The sequence below is a fragment of the Streptomyces sp. NPDC086080 genome (genome assembly GCF_044540255.1).
Classification (GTDB): Bacteria; Actinomycetota; Actinomycetes; order Streptomycetales; family Streptomycetaceae; genus Streptomyces.
Window position 1 is genome coordinate 160,965 of record NZ_JBITRU010000010.1, and the last position, 17,589, is coordinate 178,553.

Sequence of the window (17,589 nt, forward strand, 5' to 3'; positions counted from 1 at the left end):
CGCCGCCGCTACCCTTCCCCGCATGACCACCACCCAGGACACCCAGGACTTCGCCGCCTACGTCGCCTCCCTCCCCCGTGTCCTCGCCGGCGCCGCCGCTCTCTTCCGTGACGGGGAGGGACGGGTCCTGCTCGTCGAGCCGAACTACCGGGAGGGGTGGGCGCTGCCCGGCGGGACGATCGAGTCGGACGACGGGGAGAGCCCGCGCGAGGCGGCCCGGCGCGAGACGGCCGAGGAGATCGGCCTCGACCGGCCCCTGGGGCGGCTGCTCACGGTGGACTGGGTGACGGGGCCGGGCCGGCCGCCGCTGGTGGCGTACCTGTACGACGGTGGCGTGCTCGGCGAGGACGAACTCGGGGCGATCCAGTTGCAGGAGTCGGAACTGCTGTCCTGGCGGCTCGTGTCGCGCGAGGAACTGACCGAGTACCTCTGGGACTCCCTGGGGCGCCGTGTGCTGACCGCGCTGGACGTCCTCGCCGAGGGCGCGGGCACGGCGGAACTGGAGGACGGCCACCGGGTGCGCTGACCCCGCCCCGGCCGTAATCCGCTCGCCGCGCGGACACCCGGCGCCCTACCCTCGGCCGCATGAGCAAACCCCTCGTCGCGCTCCTCACCGGTGCCGGTGTCAGCACCGACTCCGGCATCCCGGACTACCGCGGGCCGAACGGACTGTGGCGAAGCGATCCCGACGCCGAGAAGCTCGTGACGTACGCGTACTACATGGGCGACCCGGAGATCCGCCGCCGGTCGTGGCGGATGCGGCGCGAGAACGCCGCACGCGCCCCCGAACCCAACGCCGCGCACCGCGCCGTGACCGAGCTGGAGCGGTCCGGGGCGGCGGCGGTGCGGGTGATCACCCAGAATGTGGACGGGCTGCACCAGCGCGCCGGGATGCCGGACCGCAAGGTGCTCGAACTGCACGGCTCGGTACGCGGCGTGGTGTGCACCGAGTGCCAGGCGCGCAGTCCGATGGAGGACGCCCTCGCCCGGGTCGACGCCGGTGAGGACGACCCGCCGTGCCGGGAGTGCGGCGGCGTCCTGAAGCCGGCGACGGTGATGTTCGGGGAGGCGCTCGACCCCATGGTGCTCGGCGAGGCGGCGGCGATCAGCAAGGCCTGCACCGTCTTCGCCGCCGTGGGCACCAGTCTCCAGGTCCACCCCGCCGCGGGGCTCGCCGGACTGGCCGCCGACCACGGCGCCCGTCTGATCGTCGTCAACGCCGAGCCGACCCCGTACGACGACCGCGCGGACGAGGTGATCCGCGAGCCGATCGGTACCGCACTGCCCGGGCTGCTGCGCCGGATCTCCGCCTAGAACAGGGCGGTTCCGCGTTCGAGGTCCAGCAGGCGCCGCTTCCGGTCCAGGCCGCCGCCGTACCCGGTGAGGCCGCCGCTCGCGCCGACGACACGGTGGCAGGGCACAATGATGCCGATCGGGTTGCGGCCGTTGGCCAGACCGACCGCTCGGGAGGCCCGGGGACTGCCGAGGGCGTCTGCGAGTTGGCCGTAGGTGCGGGTCTCGCCGTAGGGGATACGGGTCAGCTGTTCCCAGACCCGGCGCTGGAACGGGGTGCCGTGCAGGCGCAGTTCGAGGGTGAACTCCTTCGACTCGCCCGCGAAGTAGGCAGCGAGCTGTTCCTCCGCCGCGGCGAAGGGGGTGTCGTCGGGGGTGCCGAAGGTCTCCTCCGGCGGGCGGTGACGCTGGTCGGTCATGTAGAGACCGCACAGGACGCCGTCGTCGGCGACGAGGGTCAGCGGGCCGTAGGGGCTGTCGATCACGGTGTGCTGCTTCATCGGTGTCATGTTCCCGGTGTCTCAGGCGGGGAGGAAGTTGATCGGGTGGCTGTCCGTCGCCCACAGGTACTGCACGGCGTACGCCCGCCAGGGTCGCCAGGCCGCCGCGCGGGCGGTGAGGGCGGCCGGGGTGGACGGCAGACCCAGCTCCCGGGCGGCGCGGCGGATGCCGAGGTCGGTGGGGAGGAAGGCGTCGGGATCGCCCAGGGCGCGCATGGCGATCACGTCCACCGTCCAGGGGCCGAAGCCCGGGAGGGCGAGGAGCCGCGCGCGGGCCTCGGGCCAGTCGCTCGCGACCCCCAGGTGGAGCTCGCCCTCGGCCAGCCGGCGGACCAGGGTGGTGAAGGTGGTGCGGCGGGTGCGGGGCATGGCCAGGGTCTCGGGGTCGAGCGCGGCCAGCGCCGCGGGGGTCGGGAAGAGGTGGGTGAGGCCGCCCTCGGGGTCGTCGACCGGTGTGCCGTGCGCGGTGACCAGACGGGCCGCGTGGGTGCGGGCGGCGGCCGTGGAGACCTGCTGGCCGAGGACGGCCCGGACGGCGAACTCCGCCTCGTCGACCGTGCGCGGCACCCGGCGGCCGGGGGCCCTGTCGACGAGGGGCGCGAGCACCGGGTCCGTGCGCAGCTGTTCGTCGACGGCGACCGGGTCGGCGTCGAGGTCGAGCAGCCGGCGGCAGCGGCTGATGGCGACGGTGAGGTCGCGGGTGTCGCCGAGGGTGAGGCGGCAGGCGATGTGGTCGGGGCGCGGGGTGAGGGCCACGATGCCGGGCCCGTACGGCAGCCGCAGGGTGCGCCGGTAGGCGCCGTCCCGCCACTCCTCCACGCCGGGTACGGCGGTCGCGGCGAGGTGGCCGAAGAGGTTGCCGGGGTGGAGCGGGGCGCGGAACGGCAGCCGGAGGGACAGCACACCGGGGGTGGTGCCGGCCGCGGCGTTCTGCGGCGCCGACCGGCTGCGCAGGCCGCTCGGGGAGAGCGCGAAGACCTCGCGCACGGTGTCGTTGAAGGTGCGCACGGAGGTGAATCCGGCGGCGAAGGCGATCTCCGCCATCGGCAGGTCCGTCGTCTCGACGAGCAGCCGGGCGGTCTGGGCACGCTGGGCGCGGGCGAGCGCGAGGGGCCCCGCGCCCAGCTCGGCGAGCAACTGGCGTTCCACCTGCCGGGGGCTGTAGCCGAGCCGGCCGGCGAGGCCGGTCACCCCCTCGCGGTCCACTGTGCCGTCGGCGATCAGCCGCATGGCGCGGGCCACCAGGTCGGCCCGGTGGTTCCACTCGGGTGAGCCGGGACTGGTGTCGGGGCGGCAGCGCTTGCAGGCCCGGAATCCGGCCTGCTGGCAGGCCGCCGCGCTCGGGTGGAAGACCATGTTCCCGGGTTTGGGCGGTACCACCGGGCAGCTGGGCCGGCAGTAGATTCCGGTGGTCAGGACGGCGGTGAAGAACCAGCCGTCGAAGCGCGCGTCCTTCGACCGCACGGCGCGCACGCAGCGCTCGGTGTCGGTGTGCATCCCCTTGTGCATGTCCCAAGGATCGGGCACGGGCGGTGCCCGGGTCTGGCGAGAATCCGACATCGACGTCGGGTGTCCTGGGGCTGCCCGGTTCGCGTCGTGCGCCGGCGGCCGCGTACCCCGGTGGGAGGACCTCGGTCCTGGTGGCTCCCCGGCGGGGCCGCGGCCGCCCGCCGTGCCCGGACGGTCCGCGTGAACGCCGCGGCCTACGCGGTCGCCGTGGGCCGGCGCGAGGCCGCCGTCGCCTCCCTCGGGTCGGTCAGCGGGCGCAGGCGGTAGGTGTACGCGTAGTCGCGGTCGGCGAAGAGCTTGAACTCGTCGTGGGTGTGGGCGCCCCAGCTGTCGTCCCCGCCGACACCCATCTGACGGTGGTTGACCCGCAGGACGACCGCGTCCCGTGGGGTCAGCTGGTAGTCGTGCCGGACGCCGGCCGACAGGTCCTCCGGGGTGTGGTGCGAGGCGTTGATCTCCACCAGGGGCTCGCCCGACACCAGCAGCCCGCGCCCGCTGCCGTCGGTCAGGGCGGCCCAGCGGACGTCGGTCTTGTTGCCGTTCTCCTGCGGGCGGATGTAGGGCGTCCACTGTTCGGCCACGGTCGAGGTGTAACGGCCCACGTCGGTGCCGGTGTTGCGGTCCCAGTGGTTCTCCTCGGGGCCGCGCCCGTAGTAGTGCAGGCGGTCCAGGCGGCGCGGCAGGAACAGCAGGGTGCCGACCTCGGGGAGGTACGGCAGGTTCCCGGCGCCCGGGTGCAGGGTGTTGTCGACCTTGATCTCGCCGTTGCCGAACACCGTGTACGTGGTGGACCAGTCGGATTCCACCGTGGTGGGCAGCGTGCCGGTGACCTTGATCTCCACGGCCCGCCGGCCGAGGGCCCGTACGGTGACGCCGGTGACCTTCCGCCGGGCGCCGGCGTCGCGCCAGGTCTGATTGCGGAGGTGCTGGCCGTTGCCGTGATCGTTGTCGGTGGGCGCCCGCCAGAAGTTGGGCACGGGGCCGGAGGTGATCAGCCGGACGCCTTTCGCCTCGTAGGAGGTGAGGGTGCCGCTGCCCCGGTCGAGGGTGACCGAGAAGTCCCTGCCGGTGATCCGGATGTCCTTCTCCCGGTCCTCGTACCGCAGGGCCGGAACGCCGGCCAGGGGTAGGGGCGTCACGGCCGGGCTCCCCGCGTCGAGCGGAAGCTGCTGCCGGGCCACCTCGAAGCCGGCCTTCGCCCACTTCGTGGGCTCCTTGGTGGTGAAGGAGAGCTGGAGGAAGTACTCGGTCCCCGGGACCGGGTCCTTCGGCAGGCGTACGGGCAGGCTGATGTCCTTGCCGGACCGCGGCGGCACGTCCAGCTGGTCCCGGGTCAGCCGTCCGTGCCGTACGACACGGCCGTCCGCGACGAGTTCCCAATGACCGTCGAAATCGCGGAGGTTGGTGAACAGGTACTCGTTGGTGAGGGCGACGGCACCGGGGTGGTCACCGGAGGTGGCGTTGATCGCCTGGTAGACGCGCTTGACCTCGGCCGCCTTGCCGGTGTGCCCGCGGTCGGCGGTGACGATGCCGTCCGCGACGAACGCGCCGTCGTTGGGGTTGTCGCCCCAGTCGCCGCCGTAGGCGAGGAACCGGTCGGCGTCGGGCCGCTTCCGCTCGGTCCGGGCGGTGGCGGCGTCGAACCAGAACCGCACGCCGTCGTCGCCCGGGCCGCGCCCCTCGGAGGCCAGCTCGGCGGCGGACAGGGCGCGGGCGTAGACGCGGGCGCGGCGGATGGTGCCGCTGAACTCCCTCGTCTGGTTGTCGGCGTCCGAGGCGAGCGCGAGGGGCGCCGTGTTGCTGCTCGGGCGCCGGTCGGTGCCGCGGGTGGCCCTGAGGACGCCGTCGGCGTACAGGGTCAGGGTGCCGGCGTCGGCGTCGAAGACGCCGGCGACATGGTGCTCGCGGCCGGTCCAGTCGTCCGGCAGGGTCCAGTTCGCGGCGATCCACTGGCCCGCCGAGTGGATGAAGAACTCCAGCCTGCGGTCGGTCTGTTTCAGCGCGTACTGGGTGTCGCCCTTGGCGATGACCGGCTGGTGGTGGCCGAGCACGTCCGGGGTGATCCAGGCCTCCAGGGTCAGGGAGCCGGTGAGGTCGAGGCTGTCGTCGCGTGCGAAGACCGTGATGCCGGACAGGCCCCGGTCACGGTCGAGGGTGCCGCGGGTGGCGAGGATCTCGCCGCGCAGGCCGGCCGGACCCGACTCGGTGAGCAGGGTGCGGGCGGGGACGGGCGTGTACAGGGACTGGTCGGCGAAGTCCCAGATCCAGCCGCCCTGGAGTACGTCGTGGCGGCGGACGATGTCCCAGTACTTCTTGAGGTTGCCGTTGGAGTTCCCCATCGCGTGGGAGTACTCGATCATGACGTACGGCCGGGTGTCGGCGGTGTCCCGGGCGCGTTGCTCGATGCGCGCGGGGCTCTCGTACATCCGGGAGCGGATGTCGCTGATGCCGGGACGGTCGTCGCCCTCGTACTGGATGACGCGGGTGTCGTCGTAGGAGCGGATCCAGTCGTGCATGGCGGTGAAGGTGCTGCCGCCGCCCGCCTCGTTGCCGAGCGACCAGATGACCACCGAGGGGTGGTTCTTGTCGCGGTGGACCATGTTCCGGGCGCGGGCGACACAGGCCGCGGTCCACTGCGGGTGGCTGCCGGGGTATTCGGAACGGATGCCGTGGGTCTCGAGGTTGGTCTCGTCCACGAGGTAGAGGCCGTACTCGTCGGCGAGTTCGTACCACAGCGGGTTGTTGGGGTAGTGCGAGGTGCGGACGGAGTTGATGTTCGTCCGCTTGATGATGCCGATGTCCTCGACCAGGTCCGCGCGGGTGAGCGCGGTGCCGCGGGCGGGGTGCATCTCGTGGCGGTTGGTGCCGCGCAGGGACGCGGGCTCGCCGTTGATCCGCATCAGCCCGTCCCTGATCGCGAACTCGCGGAAGCCGACCCGGTGGGAGAGGGTCTCGATCACCGTGCCGCCGGGGTCGCGGAGCCTGAGGACGGCGGTGTAGAGGTTCGGCTGCTCGGCCGACCACAGCCTGGGAGCGGTCACGGCCTTCGCGGCCCGTACGGTGACGTCCTCGCCGGCGCCGGCCGTGGCGAGCTCGGCGGTCTGCTCCAGCGGACGGGACCAGACGGCGTGGCCGCGCGCGTCGTACAGCTGGGTCTCGACGGTGTAGCGGCCGCTCACGGCGGCGCCGTACGCCCGCACGCTCGCGGTGACCGCCAGCTCGGCGGCCGTGTAGGTGTCGTTCAGCGGGGTGTCGAGCCTGAAGTCGCGCAGGTGCACGGCCGGGGTGGAATAGAGGTGGACCGAGCGGAAGATGCCGCTCAGCCGGATCATGTCCTGGTCCTCCAGCCAGTCGCCGTCGGCGTACCGGTAGACCTCCACGGCGATCTGGTTGGTGCCGGGCCTGAGGTGGTCGGTGATGTCGTACTCGGACGGCGTGTAGGAGTCCTCGTCGTAGCCGACGAGTTCGCCGTTGATCCACACGTAGTGCGCGGACTTGACGCCCTCGAAGTGCAGGAAGGTGCGGCGGCCCGCCCAGTCGCGGGGGACGGTGAAGGTGCGCCGGTACTGGCCGACCGGGTTGTAGCGGGTCGGGGCGGCCGGCGGACGTGGTTCCTCGCCGCGGCCGTTGGGCCCCCCGTACGGGTAGGTGATGTTCAGATAGACGGGGAAGTCGTGGCCGTGCAGCTGCCACACGGACGGGACCGGGACGGTGTCCCAGTGGCTGTCGTCGGTGTCGGTGCGGTGGAAGTCGGGGTCCCGGTCCTCGGGGCGGTCGGCGTAGGCGAACTTCCAGGTGCCGTCCAGGCTCAGCCGGTAGGGCGAGCGGGTGCGGTCGCCGGCGAGGGCCTGGCGCACGTCCGCGTACGGCATGAGGGTGGTGTGCGGCGGCTGGGTGTTGAGGGTGAAGACGCCGAAGTCGTTCCACTCCGGGGGCCCGTCGGCCGCGGTCGCCCGTCGGTCGGCCGCGTGGGCGGTGCCGGGCGCGGCGGACAGGGCGAGGGCGCCGAGGACGGCGGCGCCGGATTCCAGGAGACGGCGGCGGCTGACGACCGGCGGGACGGACGGGGTGGGCCGGTCGGCGGGTGAGACGTGGGGGTGCGGCATGACCGTGGCCTTCCTCGGTTCGACAGAGCGCTGCGCGGACTGAGGGCGGGTCGGATTCCGCCTCGCCGCGTCGCCGGAGGAGGACGGTGCGGCAGGCAAGGGCAACGACCGATGGTGACGGAGCACCTACTGAGCCAGCCACACCCTAGGACTCGAACACAACCGAAGCAATGATCCCGTCGGACTCTGTGCGGTCCTGATGGTTCCGCCGTCCCGAGCGGCTTCCTCGCGCACGCGTCTCGGCACCTGGACTACCCGTGCGTAAGGTGGAGGCAGAGGTCGACCCTTCGACACCCGCACCGGTGAGAAGAGGCGCGTCATGGATCCATGGGTGATCTGGCTGATTATCGCGGCCGTGCTGGCCGTGGCAGAGATCTTCACCCTCACTGCCGCCCTGGGCATGCTGAGCGCGGCCGCGCTGGTCACCGCGGGAGCCGCCGCGGCCGGACTGCCGATCGGGTTCCAGCTGCTGGTGTACGCCCTGGTCGCCACCGGCACGCTGCTGTTCGTACGCCCCGTCGCGCTGCGCCACATGCTTCCGCCCCAGACCGCGCGGTTCGGCACGGACGCCTTGATAGGCAAGCCCGCCTACGTCCTGTCGGACGTGTCGGGCACGGGCGGCCGGGTGCGTATCGACGGCGAGGAATGGACGGCCCGCAGCTATGACGAAACCCTGGTCATACCCACGGGAAGAACCGTCGATGTCATAGAGATCAGCGGCGCCACCGCGCTCGTCTACCCCAGGGACTGAAGCCATGGACATCACCGCCCCCCTCGTCGCCGGCCTGATCATCGCGCTGTTCGCGATCTTCACCGTGGTGCGAGCGGTCCGCATCGTGCCGCAGGCCCGCGCGCGCAACGTCGAGCGGCTGGGCCGCTACCACCGCACCCTCACCCCCGGACTCAGCCTGGTCATCCCCTACATCGACCGCGTGCATCCGCTGATCGACCTGCGGGAACAGGTGGTCTCCTTCAAACCGCAGCCGGTCATCACCGAGGACAACCTGGTCGTCGAGATCGACACCGTGCTGTACTTCCAGGTCACCGACCCGCGAGCGGCCTTCTACGAGATCGCCAACTTCCTCCAGGCCGTCGAGCAGCTCACCGTCACCACCCTGCGCAATGTCGTGGGGTCCATGGACCTGGAGAAGACCCTCACCTCACGGGACACCATCAACAGCCAGCTCCGCGGGGTGCTGGACGAGGCCACCGGCAAGTGGGGGCTCCGGGTCAACCGGGTGGAGATCAAGGCCATCGACCCTCCGCAGTCCATCAAGGAGGCGATGCAGAAGCAGATGCGCGCCGAGCGGGACAAGCGGGCCGCGATCCTGGGGGCCGAGGGACAACGCCAGTCGCAGATCCTCACCGCCGAGGGTGACAAGCAGGCGGCCGTGCTGCGCGCCGAGGGCAACCGGACCGCCGCGATCCTGGAGGCCGAGGGCCAGTCCCGGGCCATCGACGAGGTGTTCCAGGCCGTGCACCGCAACGATCCGGACCCGGGGCTCCTCGCCTACCAGTACCTCCAGGCGCTCCCCCAGCTCGCGCAGGGCTCGGGCAACAACTTCTGGGTGATCCCCAGCGAGATCACCTCCGCTCTCCAGGGCGTCTCCAAGGCCTTCACCGAGGTGCTGCCCCAGTCGCCGGCCACCCGGGAGAAGCCGTCGGCCGACGACAGCACCACCCGGGCCGCCGACGACACGGCACAGGCGGCCCGGGCCGCGGCGCAGGCCCTCGCGGACGCGGCCGAGGCCGACAGCGGCACCGCCGCAGCCGTGAAACGCCGGCGCCACGAGCTCGCCGAGGGCGGCGAGGACGACCGCACCTGAGGACGGCCGCGGGCGGAGGTCAGCCGGCCCGCGCGGCGAACGCCTCGTAAGCCCGGTCGTCGAAGAGGACGAAGACGACCTCCTCGACCGCGGTCTCCGTGGTGCGGACGGTCTCCACGGCGATGCGGGCGGCGTCGTCCATCGGCCAGCGGTAGACGCCCGTGGAGATGGCGGGGAACGCGACCGTGCGGGCGCCGAGTTCGTCGGCGACGCGCAGGGACTCGCGGTAGCAGGAGGCGAGCAGGGCGGAGCGGTCCTCGGTCGCGGACCAGACCGGGCCGACGGTGTGGATCACCCAGCGGGCGTCGAGGCGGCCCGCGGTGGTGGCGACGGCCTGGCCTGTGCGCAGCCCACGGCCGTACCGTGAGGCGCGCAGGGCGCGGCATGCGGCCAGGATCTCCGGGCCGCCCCGGCGGTGGATGGCGCCGTCGACGCCGCCCCCTCCGAGCAGGGAGGAGTTGGCGGCGTTGACGATCGCGTCGGCGCGCCTGCGGGTGATGTCGCCCTGGACGAGCGTGAGGACGGGGGTCATGTCTGTTGCAGCCTCCTCCAGACGGCCTTCGCCGCGTTGTGGCCCGACATCCCGTGCACACCGGGGCCGGGCGGGGTGGCCGACGAGCAGATGAAGACGGCCGGGTGCGGGGTCGCGTACGGGAACAGGGACAGTTTGGGGCGCAGCAGCAGCTGGAGGCCGGAGGCCGCGCCCGAGGCGATGTCCCCGCCGACGTAGTTGGCGTTGCGGGCGGCGAGTTCGGGCGGGCCCGCGGTGGCGCGCGCCAGCACACGGTCACGGAAACCGGGGGCGTAGCGCTCCAGTTGACGCTCGATGGCGTCGGTGAGGTCGCCGGTCCAGCCGTTCGGCACATGGCCGTAGACCCAGAAGACGTGCCGGCCGGCCGGGGCGCGGGTGGGGTCGGCGACGCCGGGCTGCACGGTGATGAGGAAGGGGGCGTCGGGGGCCCGGCCCTCGCGGGAGACGGCGCGCAGGGCGGCGGCGATCTCGTCGCTGTCCGCGCCGATCTGCACGGTGCCGGCCCTGCGGGCCTCGGGCGCGGTCCACGGCACGGGGCCGTCCAGCGCGTAGTCGATCTTGAAGACGCCCGGTCCGTAGCGGTAGTCCGCGTAGTGGTCGCCGAAGCCGGCGATGCGGGCCAGGGCGGTGGGCGAGGTGTCGAAGACGTACGCCCGGGCGGGCGGCAGGTCGTCGAGGCGTTTGACCTCGTAGTCGGTGTGCAGGGTGCCGCCCAGGGCTTCGAGATACGCGGCGAGGGCGTCGGAGATGGCCTGGGAGCCGCCGCGGGCGACGGGCCAGCCGCGGGCGTGCGCCGCGAGGGCGAAGACCAGACCGACGGCGCCGGTGGCGAATCCGCCCAGGGGCGCCATGACATGGGCGACGAGGCCGGCGAACAGGGTGCGGGCCCGCTCGTCGCGGAAACGGCGGGTGAGCCAGGTGGACGGGGGCAGTCCGACCAGACCGAAGCGGGCGAGGGTGACCGGGTCGCGGGGCAGGGCGGTCAGCGGCAGGGACATGAAGTCGCGGACGAGCGTGTCCCACTTGGGCAGGAAGGGCTCGACTAGGCGGCGGTACGCGCCGGCGTCTCGCGGTCCGAAGGAGGCGGCGGTCTCGCCGACCGAGCGGGACAGCACGGCCGCCGTCCCGTCCGGGAAGGGGTGGGCCATGGGGAGCGGCGCGTGCAGCCACTCCAGACCGTAGCGCTCCAGCGGGAGGTCACGGAACGCCGGTGAGTTGACGGCCAGGGGGTGTGCGGCGGAGCACGGGTCGTGGCGGAAGCCGGGGAGGGTGAGTTCCTCGGTGCGGGCGCCGCCGCCCACGGTGTCCTTCGCCTCGAACAGCGCCACCGAGAAGCCTCGCCTGGCCAGCTCCACGGCAGCGGTCAGCCCGTTCGGCCCCGCCCCCACCACGACCGCATCGAGCATCGACGGCACCTTCGGACTCCTCTGTCGGCGGGCGGCCACTGGGGGATCAGGATATGCCGGGCCGCCGGCGTTCTTCCGGGGTCTTCGGCCGATGGCGTCCCGCCTGGTGGTGTCGCGGATCGAGGCGCCGGAACCGGCAGGCCAGGGGCGAGCCCGCGCGCCGTCCGGCATCCGGCCCGCCGCACCGGGACCCTTCCCGGGCCGCCGTCGCCACGGAGATCGCCATGGGCCCCGAACCGGAACGCGCACTGCTTGATCCCCTGCACCACGTCGTGGGGCGCGACCCTTCGGCCCGGGGGCGGGATCAGGCCGCATGGGACAGCAGGTCCACCACCCGGTGTGCGGTGGCGGCGTCCCTGGCCGCCGTGAAGGGCAGGGTGTTGCCGCCCCGGATGTCGAAGGGCTTGCCCGCGCGGGTGAGGTGGGCTCCTCCGGCCTCCTCCACGAGCAGCAGCCCGGCCGCGTGGTCCCAGGCGGCCTCCCAGCAGAAGCCGGTGGCGTCGGACTCGCCGCGGGCGACGGCCAGGTACTCCAGCCCCGCGGAGCCGCAGGCGCGGGGCACGACACCATCCGTCCACAGGCCGTGCAGGGAGCGCTTCTGTTCGTCCGTGGTGAAGTCCGGGTGGGAGGTGGCCACGCGGAGATCGCGGCCCGGGTCCGGGGATCCGGCGCGCAGCCGCTCTCCGTCGAGATGGGCGCCGCGTCCCCGGACGGCCGTGGCGATCCGGTCGTCGACGGGGGCGTAGGTCCAGGAGGCGTGGACGACTCCGCGCAGGGCGAGGGCGACCAGGGTGCAGAAGCCGGTCTCGCCGCGCACGAACTGGCGGGTCCCGTCGACCGGGTCGACGATCCAGACCGGCGCGTCCTGCCGTATCGCCCCGTAGGACGCCGGGTCGGCGTGCACCGCCTCCTCGCCGACCACGACGGAGCCGGGCAGCAGGGCGGCGAGGGCGTCGGTGAGATACAACTCGGCGTTGCGGTCGGCGTCCGTCACCAGGTCGTGCGGGCCGGACTTGCGGTCCACCTCGTGCTCGGCGAGGCGGCGCCAGCGCGGCATGATCTCCTGAGCGGCGGCCTTGCGGACGGCTTCCTCCACGTCGAAGGCGTGCCGGGTGAGAAACTCGTCGATGGTTTCGTCGTGGTTTGCGATCATGCCCTCCATGAGAACACGCGCCACTGACATTCCCGTCCTTCCCGGTGCACCCCGGGTGGAATCGGCATGAAAACGGGGTGCCGGACCCCGGGCTCCTGGGCTCAGCGGCCCACCGCGTAGCCCTGCTGTCCACGCGGATTCGCGGCCGCGGAGAGGACACCGGTGGCCGGGTCGCGTGCCACGGCGCAGAGACGGCCCTCCGACCAGGCGTCACCGACGGTCACCTCGTGGCCACGGCGGCGCAGCGCCTCCACCACCGCCGGATCCGTGCGGGACTCGACGGTGACCCTGCCGGGCCGCATGCCGCGCGGGTAGAAGGAGCCGGGGAAGCTGTCGTTGTGCCAGTTCGGGGCGTCGATGGCGCCCTGGAGGTCGAGTCCGCCGCGCACCTTCGCCCGCAGCACGACGGCCAGGAAGAAGTGCAGCTGCCACTGGTCCTGCTGGTCCCCGCCGGGGGTGCCGAACGCCATGACGGGCACGCCGTCGCGCAGCGCGAGGGACGGCGTGAGGGTGGTCCGGGGGCGGCGGCCGGGGGTGAGCGTGTTGGGCAGGCCCTCCTCCAGCCAGGTCATCTGCAGCCGGGTGCCGAGCGGGAATCCCAGTTCGGGCACGACGGGGTTGGACTGGAGCCAGCCGCCGCTGGGGGTGGCCGCGATCATGTTGCCCCAGCGGTCGACGACGTCCAGGTGGCAGGTGTCGCCGCGGGTGCCGCCGGCGGCGGAGACGTCCGGTTCGCCGGGCACGGGGGACGCGGGGCTCTTGGCGACGGTCGGCTCACCGACTCCCATCGGGGCGGCCCCGGGTTCGTCGGTGACCACCACGCGCGCATGGACGCTCAGCCGGGGGACGCGCCCGCCGGGGCTGCCGGGCCGCAGGTCGTGGGAGGCGCGGGGGCCGATCATGGTCCGCCGCTCGGCGTTGTACCCGGCGGACAGCAGGTCGTCGAGCGGCACCTCGGCGGCGTCCCCGTACCAGGCCTCGCGGTCGGCCATGGCGAGCTTGCAGCCCTCGATCAGCAGGTGCAGGTAGTCGGCGGAGCCGTAGCGGGGCAGTTCCGGCGGGAGCAGGGCGAGTTGCTGGAGCAGCACCGGGCCCTGGCTCCATGGGCCGGCCTTGCACACGGTCCAGCCGTCGAAGTCGTGGCGCACCGGAGCCTCGTACGTCGCGGACCAGCCGGCGAGGTCCGCGGCGGTCAGGGTGCCACTGTGGCGTTCGCCGCTGGTGTCCAAGGTCGGGCGGCCGGCCTGCCGGACCAGGGCCTCGGCGATGAATCCGGTACGCCACACCTCCCGCGCGGCGTCGATCTGTGCCTCGCGGTCCCCGGACCCGGCGACCTCGGCGAGGAGCCGCTTCCAGGTGGCGGCGAGGACGGGGTTGCGCAGCAGCGCGCCGGGGCGCGGGGCCCGGCCGCCGGGCAGGTAGACCTCGGCCGAGGAGGTCCACTCGGTCTCGAACAGCTCGCGTACCGTCTCCACGGTCTCGCCGACGCGTTCCACGGGCGGATGTCCGTCCTCGGCGTACCCGATGGCGTACTTCAGGACGTCGGCGAGGGTGCGGGTGCCGTGGTCGCGCAGCAGCAGCATCCAGGCGTCGAAGGCGCCGGGCACGGCCGCGGCGAGCGGTCCGGTGCCGGGGACGAGGTCCAGACCGAGCCCCCGGTAGTGGGCGACGGTCGCCCCGGCCGGGGCAACGCCCTGCCCGCACAGCACCCGCGCCTCCCCGCCGGCCGGCGCGAGCAGGATCGGCACCTCGCCGGCCGGTCCGTTGAGGTGCGGTTCGACGACGTGCAGGACGAAGGCTCCGGCCACTGCCGCGTCGTAGGCGTTTCCGCCGTCCTCCAGCACGGCCATCGCGGACTGCGAGGCCAGCCAGTGGGTGGAGGACACCATGCCGAAGGTGCCCTGGAGGGTGGGGCGGGTCGTGAACACAGTGCCTCTCACCTCGCTGTTTACGTGACGCGGCCCCCAGGTGATGGGCACTCAGGACGGGCCCTGGGGAGAATCTGGGGAGTGTGCGCCGGCCTCCTCCTCCCGCTCCCCCAGAAGGCTATCGGTCGCCCCACGCCCCTTCTTCCCCCTTCCCCGGGGAATTCTGATGCCGTCCCTGCGCCGGCCGGGAAGCGGGCGTGCCCGCGCCGCACGGCATCGTACGAGGCCACCCTCAAGGAAACGTGACATTGTATAGTGGGTTGTCATTTACCGGTCGGACGGAGGAGCAAGGATGCCTCATCTCAAGCCTCAGGCGATCTCCGTCCAGACGCACCTGCGCGATCAGGTCGCCGATGCCCTCCGGGTCGCCCTCATAGCCGGCGAGCTGCGTCCGGGGGTCGTCTACTCCGCCCCCGCCCTCGCGGCGGAGCTCGGTGTCTCCGCCACTCCGGTGCGTGAGGCCATGCTGGACCTGGCCAGGGAGGGCCTGGTCGAAGCGGTGCGCAACAAGGGCTTCCGGGTCACGGAGATGACCGAGCAGGACCTCGACGAGTTCACCGAGATCCGGACCCTGATCGAGGTCCCCACCGTGGGCCGTGTCGCCGCGACGGCGACCGCCGGGCAACTGGAGGCTCTGCGTCCGCTGGCGCGGCAGATCGTCGCAGCGGCCCGGGAACACGACGTCCTCAGGTACCTCGAGACCGATCACCGGTTCCACCTTGAACTGCTGGCCCTGGCCGGCAATCGCCACCTCGTGAATGTGGTGGCCGATCTGCGCAAGCGTTCGCGCCTGTTCGGACTGGGCAGCCTCAACGAGACGGGGGCGCTGGTCGCTTCGGCCGAGGAGCATGTCGAGCTCCTGGACCTGATGGCGGCCGGCCGGGTTCATGAGGCGGAGGAGTGCATGCGACGCCATCTCGAGCACATCCGCGATCTGTGGGCGGACGGCCGGACGGACGACGGGGAGCGCGAACCGGCACTCCGGCTCGGTGACAGGTAGGGCTTTTGACCACCGAGGAACGGCGCGGCGGGCGGCGAACCCGGGTGCCCGCGGCCCCGAACTCCCGCCGGACAGCCCCTCGTCACCCCGTCCGCCGCTCGGCACCGGGCCGCGCTCCGCGCGATGACCCCTGACGGCCGGGCCACCCGACACCGGGCCGAACCGGGCACTGCGGATCTCAATGGCGCGCCCTCAACCGGTCGTCGCGTGAGAGGTCCGCGACGACACCACGCCTCACCCCTGGGCCCCGGCCGCTCCCCCGCTCGCCAGGGCTTGTCCCGCTGTGCGGCCAGGTCCCGGTCCCGGGAACCGCCCGCCGATCGTCAATCCCGGATACCGCCGGACGTGTCCCCGCGCCTGTCACGCTCCTCCGCCTCCCTGCCGGTACACCTCGATCGCCACCACCAGGTCCTGCCATGCCATCCCGCTCGTCTTCACGACCATCGGGCGGTCGGCGCGGACCGGGGCTCCCGAGCCGAGCAGATCCGCCATGGTCACCAGCGCTTCCGGTTCGAGGAGGCCCTCCCGCACCGCCAGGACGACGTCACCGGCCTCGGAGAGGGCGGTGCCGATGCTTTCGACGACGACCGTGGCGCGTCCCATGAGCCCACCGTCGAGTTCACGCACGGTCGGCTCGTGCGAACCGACGGCCAGTACCACCGCCGCGTCGCGCACGAGGCACCCGTCGACGACCGGTCCACGGGACGAGGTCGCCGCGACGACGACATCGGCACCACGGACCCGGCCGGCAACCGCCGCGTCGTCCGCCGCCAGATGGCGGTCCGCCCACGACGGGACCGCACCGCCCCGGCGCGTGACGGCCGTGACGTCGGCCACCGGCACATGCGCCCGGATCGTACGGACGTGCCCTTCTCCCTGCGGTCCCGTACCGAAGACCACGAGCCGCAGCCCACCGGCGGAGGCGTCCGCGAGGGCGCGGAGCCGGTCGAGACAGGCGGCGACCGTGACCGCGGGCGTACGCAGGGTCGTCAGCGCGACGCCGTCGATGATCGCGACAGGGGTCAGCGTCTCGCTGTCGTGCAGGAGATAGGTCGCGTTGATGCGTCTCAGGCCCCGCGCGGCGTTGCCGGGCGCGACGGTCGCGACCTTGACACCGAACCAGCCGCCGGCCTCCGACGGCATGAGCAGCCCTTGCCCGCGGGACAGCGGAAGGACCGCGCGGGGCACATCGCGTCGCGGATCGAGTCCGTCGGCCAGGGCGTCGCGTATCGCGGCGACGGCCGCGACGGGAGTGAGTGCGAAGACGCCCTCGGCGTCGATGATGACACTCATCGCAGCACGAACCCGGGAACGAGGGGGTCACGGGGATCGACGGTGAACCGGCTGGTGCCGATCGCGTGGGCGGTGCCCGTCACCGTCGGGACGACCGCCCGGATTCCGTGTGCCGTGGTCCGTTCCGCGATCCGGGCGGTGAACACGGAACCCACTACGGACTCGTGCCGCAGTTCGTCGCCGGGACGCAGCTCCCCCGTCTCGGCCAGCAGGGCGACCCGGGCCGAGGTACCGGAACCGCACGGGGACCGGTCGACCTCGCCGTCGGCGAACACCGTGAGGTTGCGCTGATGCAGCCGGCGGCCGCCTCCGGGCAGCGGCGACGGAGGGCGGATCTCCTCGGTGAAGACGGTCCCGTAGAGACCGGAGAGCCGGGCGTCGCCCGGATGCTCGGCCGCCTCCACGGAGTTGAGCGCGTCGCGGATCTCCCGTCCGACCGTGATGAGGGGTGTGACGTCCTTTGGCCGGACGCGCAGACCGACCGACTCCACCGGGAGCACGGCGTACATCGCGCCCCCGAAGGAGATGTCGACGGTGACCGTCCCGCGCGAGGTCGTCACCGGGACGTTCCGGGCGTGGACGTGACTGGGAACGTTGGTGAAGGTCACGTCCTCGACCAGGCCCGCTCCGGTACGGACGCTCGCCGTGACGCGTCCCGAGGGCACGTCGACCACGACGTCGGTCACCCCGTCGGCGGGGGCCGGGACCCGGCCGGAGGCGACCGCCCAGGCCCCGAGAGCGATGGTGCCGTGTCCGCACGCGGTGGAGAATCCGTCCTTGTGCCAGAACAGGACGCCCAGATGGGCGCCGGCATCGTCCGGCGGGACCAGGAATCCGCCGTACATGTCCGCGTGGCCGCGTGGCTCACTGCTCAACAGCGCACGTACCCACTGAACGTCCGTGCTCTTCGCCGCGACGATCCGGCGCTGGGCGACGGTGAGTCCGGGACCGGTCACCGCGGCCGGACTGTCCGGCACGATGCGGAACGGCTCGCCCCCGGTGTGCCAGTCGATCGTCGCGATCGCTCCCGCGCCCCTCATGAC

Annotated in this window: 14 protein-coding genes; 5 read left to right on the top strand and 9 right to left on the bottom strand. The window is 72.8% G+C overall.

Going from position 1 to position 17,589, the window contains the following annotated elements; all coding sequences use genetic code 11:
- The first annotated feature begins 22 nt into the window (after nt 1-22).
- Together ACIF9R_RS15350 and ACIF9R_RS15355 are read left to right on the top strand one after the other, a co-directional pair.
- Nucleotides 23-526 (top strand): NUDIX domain-containing protein, encoded by a 504-nt coding sequence (locus tag ACIF9R_RS15350; RefSeq protein ID WP_399979430.1) that lies wholly within the window; start codon nt 23-25, stop codon nt 524-526.
- A 59-nt stretch (nt 527-585) separates the two neighbouring features.
- On the top strand, nt 586-1,314 hold the full coding sequence (locus ACIF9R_RS15355; protein ID WP_399979432.1) for an SIR2 family NAD-dependent protein deacylase: 729 nt from the start codon (nt 586-588) through the stop codon (nt 1,312-1,314).
- Here ACIF9R_RS15355 and ACIF9R_RS15360 read toward each other — a convergent pair.
- The 3 genes from ACIF9R_RS15360 to ACIF9R_RS15370 form a co-directional block, all read right to left on the bottom strand.
- Nucleotides 1,311-1,793 carry a methylated-DNA--[protein]-cysteine S-methyltransferase gene (locus tag ACIF9R_RS15360; RefSeq protein WP_399979434.1) on the bottom strand — a complete coding sequence of 161 codons (483 nt, stop codon included), beginning with the start codon at nt 1,791-1,793 and terminating at the stop codon, nt 1,311-1,313. The two genes, ACIF9R_RS15355 and ACIF9R_RS15360, sit on opposite strands and share 4 nt — an antisense overlap.
- 21 nt (nt 1,794-1,814) lie before the next feature.
- Nucleotides 1,815-3,290, bottom strand: coding sequence for an AlkA N-terminal domain-containing protein (locus tag ACIF9R_RS15365; RefSeq protein WP_399979589.1), 1,476 nt, complete (start codon nt 3,288-3,290; stop codon nt 1,815-1,817).
- Between the two features lie 206 nt (nt 3,291-3,496).
- The gene (locus ACIF9R_RS15370; protein ID WP_399979437.1) at nt 3,497-7,408 is read right to left on the bottom strand and encodes a glycoside hydrolase family 2 TIM barrel-domain containing protein; all 3,912 of its coding nucleotides are present in this window, start codon (nt 7,406-7,408) and stop codon (nt 3,497-3,499) included.
- A gap of 319 nt (nt 7,409-7,727) precedes the next feature.
- On the opposite strand from ACIF9R_RS15370, the gene ACIF9R_RS15375 reads away from it, so the two are divergent.
- Together ACIF9R_RS15375 and ACIF9R_RS15380 are read left to right on the top strand one after the other, a co-directional pair.
- Entirely contained in the window at nt 7,728-8,159 is a 432-nt protein-coding gene (locus ACIF9R_RS15375) for an NfeD family protein (protein ID WP_399979439.1), read from the top strand.
- Between the two features lie 4 nt (nt 8,160-8,163).
- Nucleotides 8,164-9,234 (top strand): SPFH domain-containing protein, encoded by a 1,071-nt coding sequence (locus ACIF9R_RS15380; RefSeq protein WP_399979441.1) that lies wholly within the window; start codon nt 8,164-8,166, stop codon nt 9,232-9,234.
- 19 nt (nt 9,235-9,253) lie between these two features.
- Here ACIF9R_RS15380 and ACIF9R_RS15385 read toward each other — a convergent pair whose 3' ends face one another.
- From ACIF9R_RS15385 to ACIF9R_RS15400, 4 genes are all read right to left on the bottom strand, one after another.
- Nucleotides 9,254-9,766, bottom strand: a complete 513-nt coding sequence (locus ACIF9R_RS15385) for an O-acetyl-ADP-ribose deacetylase (RefSeq protein ID WP_399979444.1) — start codon at nt 9,764-9,766, stop codon at nt 9,254-9,256.
- Complete coding sequence (locus ACIF9R_RS15390) at nt 9,763-11,172, bottom strand: phytoene desaturase family protein (RefSeq protein ID WP_399979447.1); 1,410 nt, start codon at nt 11,170-11,172, stop codon at nt 9,763-9,765. The genes ACIF9R_RS15385 and ACIF9R_RS15390 overlap by 4 nt, the downstream gene beginning before the upstream one ends.
- 304 nt (nt 11,173-11,476) lie before the next feature.
- Nucleotides 11,477-12,334 carry an inositol monophosphatase family protein gene (locus ACIF9R_RS15395; RefSeq protein ID WP_399979591.1) on the bottom strand — a complete coding sequence of 286 codons (858 nt, stop codon included), beginning with the start codon at nt 12,332-12,334 and terminating at the stop codon, nt 11,477-11,479.
- Between the two features lie 92 nt (nt 12,335-12,426).
- The gene (locus ACIF9R_RS15400) at nt 12,427-14,253 is read right to left on the bottom strand and encodes a gamma-glutamyltransferase family protein (RefSeq protein ID WP_399979450.1); all 1,827 of its coding nucleotides are present in this window, start codon (nt 14,251-14,253) and stop codon (nt 12,427-12,429) included.
- A gap of 292 nt (nt 14,254-14,545) precedes the next feature.
- Here ACIF9R_RS15400 and ACIF9R_RS15405 point away from each other — a divergent pair, with 292 nt between their 5' ends.
- The gene (locus ACIF9R_RS15405; protein WP_399979452.1) at nt 14,546-15,253 is read left to right on the top strand and encodes a GntR family transcriptional regulator; all 708 of its coding nucleotides are present in this window, start codon (nt 14,546-14,548) and stop codon (nt 15,251-15,253) included.
- A gap of 360 nt (nt 15,254-15,613) precedes the next feature.
- Here ACIF9R_RS15405 and ACIF9R_RS15410 read toward each other — a convergent pair whose 3' ends face one another.
- Together ACIF9R_RS15410 and ACIF9R_RS15415 are read right to left on the bottom strand one after the other, a co-directional pair.
- Entirely contained in the window at nt 15,614-16,546 is a 933-nt protein-coding gene (locus ACIF9R_RS15410) for an ornithine cyclodeaminase family protein (RefSeq protein WP_399979455.1), read from the bottom strand.
- Nucleotides 16,543-17,586, bottom strand: a complete 1,044-nt coding sequence (locus ACIF9R_RS15415) for a proline racemase family protein (protein WP_399979456.1) — start codon at nt 17,584-17,586, stop codon at nt 16,543-16,545. The genes ACIF9R_RS15410 and ACIF9R_RS15415 overlap by 4 nt, the downstream gene beginning before the upstream one ends.
- Between the last annotated feature and the right edge of the window lie 3 nt (nt 17,587-17,589).